The 13,887-nt window shown below is 74.6% G+C and carries 7 protein-coding genes; all 7 read right to left on the bottom strand.

Annotation, left to right across the window (positions count from 1 at the left end; translation table 11 throughout):
• Positions 1–46: 46 nt before the first annotated feature.
• On the bottom strand, positions 47–1,660 hold the full coding sequence (locus MTR79_RS03675) for a succinic semialdehyde dehydrogenase (RefSeq protein WP_086702205.1): 1,614 nt from the start codon (positions 1,658–1,660) through the stop codon (positions 47–49).
• Between the two features lie 156 nt (positions 1,661–1,816).
• Positions 1,817–3,592 carry a serine/threonine-protein kinase gene (locus MTR79_RS03670; RefSeq protein WP_244789150.1) on the bottom strand — a complete coding sequence of 592 codons (1,776 nt, stop codon included), beginning with the start codon at positions 3,590–3,592 and terminating at the stop codon, positions 1,817–1,819.
• Positions 3,593–3,799: 207 nt separating this feature from the next.
• Positions 3,800–5,098, bottom strand: a complete 1,299-nt coding sequence (locus MTR79_RS03665) for a serine/threonine-protein kinase (RefSeq protein WP_244789148.1) — start codon at positions 5,096–5,098, stop codon at positions 3,800–3,802.
• An 83-nt stretch (positions 5,099–5,181) separates the two neighbouring features.
• Positions 5,182–6,831 carry a serine/threonine-protein kinase gene (locus MTR79_RS03660; protein WP_244793047.1) on the bottom strand — a complete coding sequence of 550 codons (1,650 nt, stop codon included), beginning with the start codon at positions 6,829–6,831 and terminating at the stop codon, positions 5,182–5,184.
• Positions 6,832–6,978: 147 nt separating this feature from the next.
• Positions 6,979–9,459: a protein kinase gene (locus MTR79_RS03655; protein ID WP_086702199.1), complete on the bottom strand. Its 2,481-nt coding sequence runs from the start codon at positions 9,457–9,459 to the stop codon at positions 6,979–6,981.
• Between the two features lie 152 nt (positions 9,460–9,611).
• Positions 9,612–11,639 carry a serine/threonine-protein kinase gene (locus MTR79_RS03650; protein ID WP_189365896.1) on the bottom strand — a complete coding sequence of 676 codons (2,028 nt, stop codon included), beginning with the start codon at positions 11,637–11,639 and terminating at the stop codon, positions 9,612–9,614.
• Positions 11,640–11,989: 350 nt separating this feature from the next.
• The gene (locus MTR79_RS03645; RefSeq protein WP_078895133.1) at positions 11,990–13,696 is read right to left on the bottom strand and encodes a glycerol-3-phosphate dehydrogenase/oxidase; all 1,707 of its coding nucleotides are present in this window, start codon (positions 13,694–13,696) and stop codon (positions 11,990–11,992) included.
• Positions 13,697–13,887: the final 191 nt, after the last annotated feature.

Below are 13,887 nucleotides of genomic sequence, written 5' to 3'. Positions count from 1 at the left end.
TCATCTTCGAAGCCGCGGCGCCGGGACCGGGACCCGGCGGAGGGACCTAGCGGAAACGGAACGCCTTCATCAGGCGCAGGCTGCGGCTCATGAAGGCCGCGTACTTCTCGTCGTCCATGCCGAGCGACGGCGCCATCGGCAGCAGCCGCTGCTGGGCGACGGTCTGGGCCTCGGTGTACTTGAGGATCCCCTCCGAGCCGTGCCGGCGGCCGAGACCGGAGTCCTTCATGCCGCCCATCGGGGACTGCACGCTGCCGTACGCGGGCGCGTAGCCCTCGTTGACGTTGACCGTGCCGGTGCGCAGGCGGGCGGCGATCTCCCGGCCGCGGCGGGCGCTTTGCGTCCACACCGACGAGTTGAGCCCGTACGGCGTTCCGTTGGCGCGCTCGACCGCCTCGTCCTCGGAGGAGAAGCGGTAGACGGAGACGACCGGGCCGAAGGTCTCCTCCGTGCACACGCTCATCGGGGCCTCGACGCCGTCGAGGATGGTCGGCTCGTAGAAGTAGGGGCCGATGTCCGGGCGGGCGGTGCCGCCGGCGAGGACCTTGGCGCCCTTGGCGACGGCGTCCTCGACGTGCCGGGTGACCGCGTCCAGCTGGCGCTGCCCGACCAGGGAGCCCATGTCGGCGCCGTAGGCGAGGGCGGTGCCCAGGCGCAGCGCCTTGGTGCGGGCGGCGAAGCGCTCCAGGAAGGCGTCGGCGACCGCCTCGTGGACGTAGAGCCGCTCGATGGAGATGCAGAGCTGGCCGGCGGAGGAGAAGCAGGCGCGGACGGCGCCGGCGGCGGCCTTGTCGAGGTCGGCGTCCTCCAGCACCAGCATGGCGTTCTTGCCGCCGAGTTCGAGGGAGACGCCGACGAGACGGGCGGCGGCGCCCTGGGCGACCTCGCGGCCGGTGCGGGTGGAACCGGTGAACGAGACGTAGTCGGCGTGGCGGACGACCTCGGGCCCGACGACCGGGCCCTCGCCGAGCACGACCTGGAACACGTCGGCGGGCAGTCCGGCCTCGATCAGCAGGTCACGGGCCCACAGCGCCGTCAGACAGGTCTCCGTGTCGGGCTTCATGACGACGGCGTTGCCCGCGACGAACGCCGGGAGCGCGTCGCCGACGGACAGTTCGAGCGGGTAGTTCCAGGGCGCGATCTGGCCGACCACACCGCGCGGGTGGCGCAGCTCGGACACCTTCGTCAGCACCGGCACGGCGCCCGTGTGCCGCTTGGGCCGCAGGTAGGCGGCGGCGCGGCGGCCGTAGTGGCGGGCGGCGACGGCGACCGCCTGGACCTCCTCGTGGGCGTGCAGCCGGGCCTTGCCGGTCTCCAGCTGGACCAGGTCCAGCACCTCCGCCTGGCGGCTGAGCACCAGGTCGTGGAAGCGCAGCAGCACGGCGGCGCGCTCCCGGACCGGTGTCCGCGCCCACACGGCCTGGGCGGCGCGGGCCGCCTCGAACGCGTTCGCCACGTCCTCGGGCGTCGACTCGGGCAGGTCGGCCAGCTTCTCGCCGGTGAACGGCGTGTGGTTGGCGGTGCGGCCGGAGCCCGCCACGCCCTTGGTGAGCTGGGCGACCAGTTCCGGCGTCACCACGTCGGCGGCGGTGCGTACGCCCTGGGGGGTGGGGGCCAGTGGATTGGTGCCGGTCGTTTCCCGGGTCTGCGCGTCCGTCATGAGGCGCAGAGTATGCCGGGGCGCACACTTTGTGTACCCGTCGGTAACAGATTCCCGCAGGGCTCACACATTGCCAGTGAACGCTGGCAACGAAGCCGCTGATCAGCGCGTTGCGGTCACCGGCGCCCCGCGCGGTGCCGGTGACCGGCGAGGGTGTCAGCGCTTGTGGACGTCCCAGGTGTCGAAGACGGTGCGGGCGATCTCGCGACCGTCCTCGGCGAAGTAGCCCTTGGCGGGGTAGACGATCCAGAGCCGGTACATGTCGCCGTCCGCGTTCCGGTAGTACAGGACCTGCGCCTCGCGCTCCAGGGGCGGCGTGGTGGTCGTCGTGAAGACGATCGTGTTCGTCGCCGCGTCCTGCTCCTCGTACGTCGTCTCCCGGGGCCGCCCCTGCGGCGCCGGTGTGTCGGCGATCCCCGAGGAGAACTCGCCGTCCTTCAGCTCGTTCCAGTGGGCGAACGCCTGCTCGGACGCGGACGCGGGGATCTTGTCGTCCTCGTCGTCGGCCTTCAGGTCGCGGTCGGTCTCGATCCGCACCATCCCGCTCGGGTCGGTGAAGGAGGCGACGGTGCCGTCGGCGTCCTCGGCCGGCTTGTCCTTCACGAAGCCTTCCGGCACCGCGAGGGAGACGCCCACCCGGTCGCCGAGGTCGTGGTTCTTCCAGCCGTCGGGCAGCGGTCCCGCGAACGGGTCCGCGATCACCAGTCCCACCGCGACGGCGGCGGCGACCACCGCCGCGCCCAGTCCCAGCAGCGTCCTGCGGCCGATGCGGATGCCGTTCCCGCGGCCCGGCGCGGGCAGCGTGGCCACCTGGGTGGGCTGCGGCACGGGCGGATTCGCGGCGGCCTCCAGGGCGGCGCGGACCTGGGCGGCGCCCGGACGGCGCGCCGGGTCCTTCTGGAGCAGCGCCGTGATGATCTCGGCCAGCGGGCCCTGCGCGGCGGCGGGCGGCGCCGGCGTGGCGTTGAGCACGGACTGGAGCGTGGCGGGCGTGTTGCTGCGGCGGAACGGCGAGACGCCCTCCGTCGCCGCGTACAGCACCACGCCGAGGGACCACAGGTCGGAAGCGGGGCCGGGACGCTGGCCCAGCACCCGCTCCGGGGCGATGTACTCGGGCGAGCCGACGAAGCCGCCGGTGTCGGTCAGGTTGGTCTCGCCCTCGATCTGCGCGATGCCGAAGTCGGTGAGCACGACCCGGTCGTGACGGCCCAGCAGCACGTTGTCCGGCTTGACGTCCCGGTGCAGGACGCCCGCCGCGTGCGCGGCCTCCAGGGCGCCGAGCACCTCCAGGCCGACGCGGGCGGCCTCGCGCGCGGAGAGCGTGCCCTCCTCGTGGAGCACCGCGCCGAGCGAGCGGCCCTGGACGAGCTCCATCACGATCCACGGCCGGCCGTCGACGACGGCGACGTCGTGGACGTTGACCACGGCGGGGTGGTCGAGCCGGGCGGCGGCGCGGGCCTCACGGCGCATCCGCTCGAAGGCGTTGGCCCGTTCACGTTCGGGAAGGTGGTCGGGGACCCGGGGCTCCTTGACGGCGACCTCGCGGTCCACCGTCTCGTCCTTGGCCCGCCACACGGTGCCCATGCCGCCGTGGCCGAGCTTGGCGAGCAGCCGGTAGCGGCCGGCGATCACCCGTCCCGCGCCGGGACCGGTCGCGGACGGACCGGACGGTACCGGGTCACCGGCCGGGGCGGCCTGCTGCGGACCGCCCGCCCGCGCGGCGTCCCGTCCCCGTGCACCGTCCGGCGCGGGGTGCGGCGCCCGGTCGTGCGCGCGCGCCTGGTCGTCCCCCTGAGGCGGGACCACGACGGTCGGAGCCGCGTACGGATTGCCGGGGTGCGGCACTGCCGCCGGCGGGTTCGGGTTGGGCGGTTGCAGACCAAAACTGGTCGGCTCGTCGGCCCCGTTGCGGGCTCCCCCGTCACTGCTCATGGCTCCATGCATATCGTGCCGGACCACCGCCGTTCCACAGCGGGTCGCCACCGGTCACAGACCCGTGACCGACGCCGGGGCTTATGCCGCTTTTATACGGCTGTGCGGGTACGACCTGGACTGTGCGGCCAGGCCGCCGAGGTGGAGGAGGGGGTGTCCGTCGAGGGCGGACCCGCCCCTACCGACGGCGTGACCTGGCCTGCGCGGCTAGGCCGCCGAGGCGGACGAGGAAATGTCCGTCGAGGGCGGACCCGCCCCCTCCGACGGCGTGGCCGGGTCGTCGGCTCCCGTGGACGAAGCGCCGGCTCCCGTGGGTGACGGTGCCGGCCGATGCGGGGTGGTGGCCGGCGGCACGGGGCCGGGCGTCGACCCCGTCGCGGGGGTCTCGGGCGCCGTGGTGCTCGGCGTGCCGCCTCCTCCTTCGCCGCCCCGGTCCTGGAGCAGCAGCGCCCCCGCGGACACGCCCGCCCCGGCCAGCGCGGCGATCACCAGCGCCGCCACCAGCGCGCCCCGGGTGGGCTGGCGCCGTACGCCGCGTCCGCCCGGCGCGCCCTGCGGGGCGGCCTCCGGCACCTCCCGCCACACCGGCAGCCGGTGGCGGGGCGGGTCGCGGTCCGGCAGCAGGTCGAGCGGGGCCGTCTCGGGCGTCCGGCCGGTGGCCAGGAAGGCGCGCAGCATCCGTTCGGCCCGGTCGGCGTCCAGCCGCCGGTCCGGGTCGCGCTCCAGCAGGCCCAGCACCACGGGCAGGATCGGCGCGGCCTGCGCGGGCGGCCGGATCTCGTCGGCCACCACCGCGTGCAGCACGCCGCTCAGCGAGTCGCGGCGGAACGGCGACTCGCCGCTGAGCGCCGCGCACAGCAGCGCGCCCAGCGACCACAGGTCCGACTCGGGCCCGGTCCGCGCGCCCGACATCCGCTCGGGGGCGGTGTACTCGGGCGAGCCGACGAACGACCCGCTCTCGGTGAGCGTGGTCGAGCCGGGCATCTGTGCGATGCCGAAGTCGGTGAGCAGCACCCGGTCGGTGCCGTTCTCCAGCAGCACGTTGGCGGGCTTGAGGTCGCGGTGCAGCACCCCGGCCGCGTGCGCGGCGCGCAGCGCGCCCAGCAGGTCGACGCCGATCCGCGCGGCCTCCGCCGCGTCCACGGGCCCGTCGGACGCCATCCGTTCGGCGAGGGACGGCCCGTCGATCAACTCCAGGACGATGTACGGACGTTCGCCGTCCTCGACGACGTCGTGCACGACGATGATGTTCGGGTGGCTGAGCTGCGCCAGGGCGCGCGCCTCGCGCAGGGTGCGTTCGCGCTGCCGCCGGGCGTCGGCCGCGGTGAGCGTGTCGTCGAAGGGCAGTTCCTTCACCGCGACGCCCCGGCCGAGCAGTTGGTCCGTGGCCCGCCACACCACGCCCATGCCGCCGCGTCCGAGCAGTCCCTCCAGACGGTAACGCCCCGCCACGACGCGGGCGTTGGCCCCGTCGGTCCCGTAGTCCGGCTCCCCCTCGGTCACCATGCGCCCATCATGCCCCACCGGATGTGTCCGCTCCGGTACGGCGATTCGGCCAACGGGCGCACGTTCTCGCACGCCGGGGGCGGTCAGGGCTCGCGCCAGCCTCTGAGGATCGTCTCGAACTGCTGCATGGTCGTGTCCCAGTCCTCGGCGGGCCCGGCCATGTAGAGGGCGTACTCCACGCCGTCGCGCGTGAGGTACATGTGGTCCACCGCCCGGTACGGCCCGGGGAACTCGGTGTCCTTGGGCAGCGCGGTCCAGCTGTACTCCAGACGCGCGGCCTCGCGGTCGCGGTAGGTCAGGCGCTTCAGCTCGATCTGCTCGTAGTCCACGAGACGCCCGCCGACCTGCTGGTCGAGGTCGCTGAGGTGGTCGAACGGGTCGTCGAAGTCCGGGGAGCCGTCGGCGGCTATGCGCAGGAAGTGCTTGCCGCCGTCGGGGGTGTAGTCGACCTGCTGGGTCTCCTCGTCGAACACCACCCGTTCCCAGTCCTCGCCGGGCAGCACGACGGTGAAGCCGAAGGGGTCGCTGCGGCGTACCCACCCCTCGGGCAGGCCGCCGGTGTCGGCCCCCTCCGTGTCCGACACGCCGGGCGTCGCAGGGGCCTGAGCGGTCTCGCCCGGCGCGGCCGTGCCACCGCCCCGGTCGTCCTGCTGCTGGAGCACCACCGCCGTGCCACCGCCGATGATCGCGGCCAGCGCCACGACCAGGGCGACCGTCCGCCCGCGCGAGCGCCGGCGGGGCACGGTCGGCGCCCCGTACGGCGCCTGTACGGAGGTGGAGCCGCTGCCCTGCGGGCGGGCCGGCGTGCCGGTCGGATACGGCTGCGCGCCCGCGCCGGGGTGCGGTCCCACCTGGCGCGGCAGCGGGACGTGGGCGCCGACGGCCTGGGTGGGCACGTACTCCTGCGCCGCGCGGGGCCGGCGTCCCTCCGCGGCCTCGGCGAGCATCTGCTCGGCCCTCGCGGCGTCGGGCCGGGTGGCCGGATCCTTCCGGAGGAACGCGCTGATGACGGGCGCGAGCGGGCCGGCGTGCCGGAGCGGCTCGACCTCCTCCTCGACGACGGCCTGCATGGTGGTGAGCGGGGAGGTGCGGCGGAACGGCGAGATGCCCTCCACCGCCGTGTAGAGGGTGGCGCCGAGCGCCCACAGGTCGGACGCGGGGCCGGGGTCGTGGCCGCGGACCCGTTCGGGCGCAAGGTAGTCGACGGAGCCGACGACCTCGCCGGTGCGGGTGATGGCCGCGTCGCCGTCTATCTGCGCGATGCCGAAGTCCGTGAGCAGTACCCGCCCGTCCCGGCCGAGCAGCACGTTGCCCGGCTTGACGTCGCGGTGCAGGACGCCGGCGGCGTGCGCGGCGCGCAGGGCGCGCAGCACCCACAGGCCGATGCGGGCGGCCTCGCGGGGCTCGACGCGCTCCTGCTCCTTGACCGCGTCGGCCAGCGAGCGGCCCTCGACCAGCTCCATGACGATCCACGGCCGGCCGTCGTGCTCCAGCACGTCGTGCACGGTGACGACGGCCGAGTGGTTGATCCGCGCGGCGGCCCGCGCCTCCGCGCGGGTGCGGGCCAGCAGGGTGGCCTGTTCGCTGTCGGAGACGTAGAGCGCGGCGGTGAGTTCCTTGATGGCGACGGAACGGTGCAGCACCTCGTCGTGTGCGCGCCACACCCGGCCCATGCCACCGCTCCCGATGGATTCGCCGAGTCGGTAGCGGCCCGCGACGAGCGAGCCCTGCATCTGATTCACGTTGCCCCGCAATGGTCTTGACAGGGTCAGGGTAGGTACCCCGGCCCGTCCTGGGAACCGAGGGGGTGCCAGAGAGACCGCACTGTGATGGTTTGTCGCGCCCCCCGTGTCGCGTCTTCCCCCACGGCCGTACCGTGGTCAGCCGGTGTGCCGGTACGTGGCGGCCGCCTGCTCGTAGAGCCGTGTCACCTCGTCGCGTTCGCCGTCCGGACCGCGCACCTGGAGCACGTGGTAGCGGCCGTCGATCAACGCGGCGAGGTTGCGCACGTACAGTTCGCCCCGGTCTCCGGTCCAGGTGAACTGGCCCTCGGCCATGACCCGTCCGCCGACCTCGATGGTCTTCAGGCCGGTCGAGGTGGCCCAGCTGGAGTCGCGGTACGGCTGAAGCTCGCGCTCGGCGTCCCGCTGGTAGGCCATGGGGTCGCCGCCGAACTGCTGGGCGCTGTCCCGGCCGGGCACCACGATGAGCTCGAAGTCGCCCTTGGAGTAGACGACCTGGCCGCTGCCGTTCTTCCCGGTGCGCTGCCAGCCCTCGGCGACGGCGACCTCGAAGCCCTCGGGGTCCTTGCGCAGCGTGAAACCGTCGGCGACGTCGGGGCCGGTGGTCTGCGTCTTCGTGGAGGCCGACTCCTCGGGCGTGCTCGGCCGGCCGTCTCCGCCGCTCGGGGAGTTGTTGCCGTCCGGGCGCGCGTCACCCGAAGAGCTCGGCGCGGCCCCTCCGGCGGCCGGGGTGCGGTCGGCGGAGGGCGACCCGGTGGTCTCCTCGCCGGCCTTCGGCATGAACAGCACCGCGTAGGCGATCGCCGCCGCCATGGCGAGCAGCACCAGCAGGAGCAGGGTGCGGCCGAGGCTGCGCGGTGAACCGGCGCGCGGCGCGGCCTTCTTGTGCCGTCCGTGCCGCGCGGGCAGTCCGGCGCGCCGCCTGCGCACGAGTTCGCCCCGGCGCCTTATGACCGGCAGACGTCCCGCGTCGACCGGCGGGGCCGTGATGACGTTCAGGCCGGCCTCCGGCTCGGGCGCGGAGCGCACCAGCGACCGCAGCCAGCCGCGCAGCTCCTCGAAGTCGGGGCGCTCGGTGGGGTCCTGGCGCAGCAGCGACTCCACGACCGGGCGCAGTGGTCCGCACTCCTCGGCGAAGGCGGGCGGCTCGGCGCACACCATCTGCACCAGCTCGGCCGTCGACTCCTCCGGGTAGGGGGCGTGCCCCTGGACGGCGCGGAACAGCAGCGCGCCCAGCGCCCACAGATCGGTGACGGGTCCGACGGGCGGCGCGAGCTGCCAGTTCTCGTGCACGGGGCCCGCCTGCTCGGGCGCCCAGCGCTCGGTGACGGGCCCGACGACGGCCATCCGCGCCTGCCGGGCGCGCTCGGCGGCCAGCGCGGTGGCGGGGCCCCGGCGCGCGGGGGCGTGCGGGGCCGGCTCGTCCCAGCGGCCGGACGCCGAAGCGGACTCGGTGGCAGCGGACTCGGGGGCGGCGAGTCCGGGGGCAGCGGGTTCGAGTGCTGCGGGTTCGGGCGTACCGCCCGCCTGGGCGCCGATGCGGGGTGTGGCCCCGTGCCAGCCGGAGGCGGCCACTCCATAAGGGTCGGCTATCTGTCCCGGGGGCGTCGACGGCCGCTGCCCGGCGCCCTCCTCGGGGGCGGGCCGCGCGCCGGGCAGCGCGCGGGAACCCTGCTGGGCCTCCTGCACGCGGGCGGCGGCACGGGCGCCGGCGCGGTAGGCGGCGATGGCCCCGGCCCGCGCCGCGCGCACATCCCCCGCGCTGTCCAGGGCGCGGGGCGCCACCACGGGTGAGAGGTCGGCGGGTCCGCCGGTCCCGCCGCCGCCCGGGAGCCGTCCGGCGCGCGCCTCGATGGCGGCGCGGCGCGCCGCGTCCGGGTCGGGGTCGGCGGTGAACCCGGGCGGCCAGGCCGGTCCGCGCCCGCCGCCGGCTCCGACGCCCGGACCGAGCGCTTCGAGCGCCGCGCCGGACTCCGGTTCGTCGTCGTCGGCGGGCGGCACGGGGTCGTAGCCGCACAGCGCCTCCTCGGCCGCGCCGACCGCGAGCCCGGTGAGCATCACCCGGCCGTCGTCGCAGACCAGCACCGTGCGCGCGGTGATGTTGCGGTGCACCCAGCCGTGGGAGTGCAGCACCCGCAGGGCGGTGAGCACGTCGGAGGCGACCTCGGCGGCCCGGTACGGGGACAGCGGCTTCTCGGCGAGCAGCGCGGCCAGCGGGCGCGCGGCGACGTACTCGCTGACGATCCACAGCGAACCGCCCTCCGCGAACACGTCGAAGACCTGGTCCAGACGCGGATGGTCGGGCAGGGCCGCCGCTGCCTGCGCGGCCTCGACCGCGCGCCGCACGACCGGGTCGGCAGGCCGACGCACCGCGCCCTGGCCGCCGCCGGGGACGCCCCTGCCGCGGCGCGCGCCGTCCCGGGCTGTGAAGCCCTCGGGCAGCCCTTCGGCGTCCAGCACCTCCGCCTCGACGACCTCCGGCAGCGGCACCTGCCGGACCAGGACCTCCTGACCGCTGTAGGTGTCGAAGGCGCGGCTCTCGGTCAGCTCGTACTCGTCGGAGGGGGGCAGGGGCAGGCGGTAGCGGTCGGCGAGAACCCGTCCCGCATAGTCGTCCACGTTGCCTCCCCCGGCACTACGGTCGGTCAGTTCCGTTCTCCGGACGGCCCGTTCCCGCTCCGTACGGTCCGCAACCACTCACGATACGTGCCGGAGGCAACCCGCAGAGAGGGGATGCCACATCTGGCGTCCCGATCCGCGGGCCGGGCGGATCACGACTTCGGGCGGAACGTCTCCGTCAGCGTCCGCCACGTGTTCGTGCGCTGCTCGCCGTCCCACGCGTCGGCCCTGGCCGTGTACATCAGCCCGTACCCCAGGCCGTCGTTGACGACGGTGCCCCGGTCCACGGACCGGTAGGTGACGCCGCCGTCGACGTAGGTGAACTCCCAGTCGGCCGTCTTCCAGCCGCGGTACTCCACCGCCTCGATCCGTATGCGCTTGTACTTGGGACGCACCATGAAGCGCTCCTGGTTCGTCCAGTCGGCGACCGGGTCGTCCTTGGGCGTGGTGGTCCAGCCGACGAGCAGCTTCTGGCCGTTCGGCCCGGTGAAGCGGTCCCCGGCCTCGTCGGACGACTTGTACTTCCATCCCGCCGGGAGACCGATCGAGTACCCCTGCTGCCCCCGGTACGTCGTGGCCGCCCGGGTCTTGCCCGCTCCGTCCTTCCCGCCGTCCGAGGAGCCGCCCGTCCCGGCGCCGCCGCCCGTCCCCGTGGCGTCCGGGGAGGCCGTCGCGCTTCCGCCCGTGCCGGTGGACGCGGTGGCGGAGCCGTCGGTGCGGGTGCCGTCCTCGTCGTCCTTCCTGGTCTCGGCGCTGGGGGTGCTCTCCGCCGCGGTCCGGTCGCCGCCGGCGCCCCGGGCACCGCTGCCGCTCTCGTCGTCACCGCCGAGGGTGAGGGCGAGCACGGTACCGATCACGGCGAGCACCACGACCAGCGCGATGACGACCAGCGTGCGGCGCGGCACCACGTCGGTGATCGACGCCCGCGGCGCGGGCCGCGCGGGCAGGTCCGGCGGGGTCATCACGGGCCAGCCCGAACTACGTCCGCCCGAGGCCGCGTTGGCGTCGGACGTCTTCCCGGGCGTCCCGGCGGCGGGGCTCGCGGCGGTCGCGGAGCGCGCGGCGGCGGGCTTCGCGTCCGGGGTGCGGGCCGCCGCACCGGAAGCCGGGGCGGGTGCGGAGCCGGACGCGGAGGTGCCGGACTTGGTGCGGGCGGCGCCGGCCGCGCCGGCCGCCACCGCGGCCTTGCGTACGGAGCGCAGCGCGCCGCGCAGCTTCTCCGCCGCCTCCTCGCCCCGCTTGGCTCCGCCGTCCCGCGTGCCGGGCTGCTCGGGCAGCGGCACGACGCGGGTGGCGTCGGCCGGCTGTCCGTCGGCGTCCTTGGTGCCGGGGGCGCTGATGACGGTGGTCAGCATGGCGCGCGCGGCGCGGTCGTCGAGCCGCTGGGCGGGGTCCTTGTTGAGCAGCCCGTGGATGACGTCCCGCAGGGGGCCGGCGTTCTTCGGCTCCTCGAGCGGCTCGGTCATCACCGCGGTGAGCGTCGCGATCGCTGAGCCCTTGTCGTACGGCGGGGTGCCCTCGACCGCCGCGTACAGCAGGCCGCCGAGCGACCACAGGTCTGCCGCCGGTCCGGGCTTGTGCCCGCGGGCGCGCTCCGGGGAGATGTACGAGGGGGCGCCGACGAGCATGCCGGTCGAGGTGATGGAGGGGTCGCCCTCGACCTGGGCGATGCCGAAGTCGGTGAGGACGACGCGGCCGTCGTCGGCGATCAGCACGTTGGACGGCTTCACGTCACGGTGCAGGATGCCCTCGCGGTGCGCGGACCGCAGCACGTCGAGCACGGCGAGACCGACCTCGGCGGCGCGGCGCGGCTCCAGCAGGCCGTCCTCCCGGATGACCTCGGCGAGCGACTTGCCCTCGACGAGCTCCATGACGATCCAGGGACGGTCGTCCTCCTGGACCACGTCGAAGACGGTCACGGCGCTGGTGTTGCGGATCCGCGCGATCGCCTTGGCCTCGCGCAGCGTCCGGGTGATCAGCCGCCGCTTCTCCTCCTCGTCGATGTTCGACGGGAAGCGGAGCTCCTTGACGGCGACCGTACGGCCGAGGGTCTCGTCCTCGGCCCGCCACACCGTCCCCATGCCGCCGCGGCCGAGCACGTCTCCCAGCCGGTACCGCCCGGCGAGGAGACGTGCGCTCTTGTCCTGACGGGATGTCCCCGCCCGCTCCGCCTCCGACATGCGTCCCCTCATGCAACCCGCCCTGACAGAGCCTTCATTGTCCCTCACCCGACAAGCGCCCGACGCCCAGGGTGCCCCTGTCCGCCCACCGGACACGGAGGGCGGAGAGGTGGGGGAGCGAAGCGTTCCTCCACTCTGCCGGACGGGTCCTGACAAAGACGAAATCCGAAGCGCGCCGATTCGGTCGCGACTGGACCCTCCTGACGCGCCGTCGCCCAGGTCGGCGGCGGTGCGGGGCACGGAGGCCCCGCTCACCACCGGCCCCGAACCGGCCGTGCAAATGGCCGAGTTGCGCCGCTGGTCCGCCGGCGGAAGACCCCCGCGTGCCGTGGGCAGAGCCCGCCGCCAGTCTACAAGGGCACGATGTCCGGCGCCCCCAGACGGGCCGCGTCCGCGGTCAGGTCGTCGGGCTGGCGCTGCGACTCCCGCTCGGCCTCCACCCGCTTCTCGTAGTGCCTCACCTCGCGGTCGATCTGGCCGCTGTCCCAGCCCAGCACGGGCGCCATCAGCTCGGCGGCCTCGCGCGCGCTGCGCGTGCCCCGGTCGAACGTCTCGATGGATATGCGGGTGCGCCGGGTGAGCACGTCCTCCAGATGGCGCGCGCCCTCGTGCGAGGCGGCGTAGACGACCTCGGCGCGGAGGTAGTCGTCGGCGGCCCCCAGCGGCTCGCCCAGGGAGGGGTCGGAGGCGACGAGGTCCAGCACCTCCTCGGCGAGCGACCCGTACCGCTGGAGCAGGTGCTCCACCCGGACCGGGTGCAGGCCGGTGCGGGCGGCCGTGCGGGCCCGGCCGTTCCACAAGGCGTGGTAGCCCTCCGCGCCCACCAGCGGGGTCTCCTCGGTGACGCAGTCCGCCACACGCAGGTCGAGCCCGTGCACCGCGGCGTCCACGGCGTCCTTGGCCATCACCCGGTAGGTCGTGTACTTGCCGCCCGCGACCACGACCAGGCCGGGGACCGGGTGGGCGACCGTGTGCTCCCGGGACAGCTTGCTCGAGGCGTCCGACTCGCCGGCGAGCAGCGGGCGCAGCCCCGCGTACACCCCTTCGACGTCGTCCCGGGTGAGCGGCACCGCGAGGACGGAGTTGACGTGCTCCAGCAGGTAGTCGATGTCGGCGCTGGACGCGGCCGGGTGCGCCTTGTCGAGGCCCCAGTCGGTGTCGGTGGTGCCGACGATCCAGTGCCGGCCCCAGGGGATGACGAACAGCACGGACTTCTCGGTGCGCAGGATCAGCCCGGTGGTGGAGTGGATGCGGTCCTTGGGCACGACCAGGTGGATGCCCTTGGAGGCGCGCACGTGGAACTGGCCGCGCTCGCCGACCATCGCCTGGGTGTCGTCGGTCCACACCCCGGTGGCGTTGACCACCTGCTTGGCGCGGATCTCGTACTCGCCGCCGCCCTCCACGTCCTGCACGCGGGCGCCGACGACCCGCTCGCCCTCGCGCAGGAACCCGGTGACACGGGCGCCGTTCGCCGTCCGGGCGCCGTACGCCGCCGCCGTGCGCACGAGGGTGAGCACGAAGCGGGCGTCGTCCATCTGGGCGTCGTAGTACTGCAGGGCGCCGACCAGCGCGTCCTTCTTCAAGCAGGGCGCGACCCGCAGGGCGTGACGGCGGCTCAGATGGCGGTGCACGGGCAGGCCCCGCCCGCGGCCGTGGGTCATCGCCATGGTGTCGTAGAGCGCGACGCCCGCCCCGGCGTAGAGCCGCTCCCAGCCCTTGTGCTGCAGCGGGTAGAGGAACGGCACCGGGCGCACCAGGTGCGGAGCGAGCTTCTCCAGGAGCAGGCCGCGCTCCTTCAACGCCTCGCGGACGAGGGCGAAGTCCAGCATCTCGAGATAGCGCAGGCCGCCGTGGATCAGCTTGCTGGAGCGGCTGGAGGTGCCCGACGCCCAGTCACGCGCCTCGACCAGTCCCGTGGACAGGCCGCGCGTCACCGCGTCGAGCGCCGTGCCCGCGCCGACCACGCCGCCGCCCACCACCAGTACGTCCAGCTCGCGCTCCGCCATGGACGCCAGTGACTCGGCGCGCTGTGCCGGCCCCAGTGTCGCTGTCCTCACCGCTGCCTCCCGCTCATCGGTCGCATCGGCCACACCCGTCGGGCGAAGCCCGGTCTCCCACCCTCATGCCCAGATTCTGACCGGGTTGCCCGACTTCAGCCACACGCCGCCTCGGGCTGTGGACAACCGCGGGCCACAGGCTGTGGACAACCCCGCCGGACGGTGCACCGGACCGGTCACCGGTGGACTCA

This window comes from Streptomyces sp. BJ20 (assembly GCF_022869105.1).
GTDB classification, from domain to species: Bacteria; Actinomycetota; Actinomycetes; order Streptomycetales; family Streptomycetaceae; genus Streptomyces; species Streptomyces griseoincarnatus.
This window is presented reverse-complemented; position numbering and strand designations above follow the sequence as displayed.

What these genes read in the sequence shown, in the direction of transcription:
- MTR79_RS03670 (WP_244789150.1), bottom strand. Translation starts at nt 3,592, where the DNA reads ATGAGCAGTGACGGGGGAGCCCGCAACGGGGCCGACGAGCCGACCAGT.
- MTR79_RS03675 (WP_086702205.1), bottom strand. Translation starts at nt 1,660, where the DNA reads ATGACGGACGCGCAGACCCGGGAAACGACCGGCACCAATCCACTGGCC.
- MTR79_RS03660 (WP_244793047.1), bottom strand. Translation starts at nt 6,831, where the DNA reads ATGCAGGGCTCGCTCGTCGCGGGCCGCTACCGACTCGGCGAATCCATC.
- MTR79_RS03650 (WP_189365896.1), bottom strand. Translation starts at nt 11,639, where the DNA reads ATGTCGGAGGCGGAGCGGGCGGGGACATCCCGTCAGGACAAGAGCGCA.
- MTR79_RS03665 (WP_244789148.1), bottom strand. Translation starts at nt 5,098, where the DNA reads ATGGTGACCGAGGGGGAGCCGGACTACGGGACCGACGGGGCCAACGCC.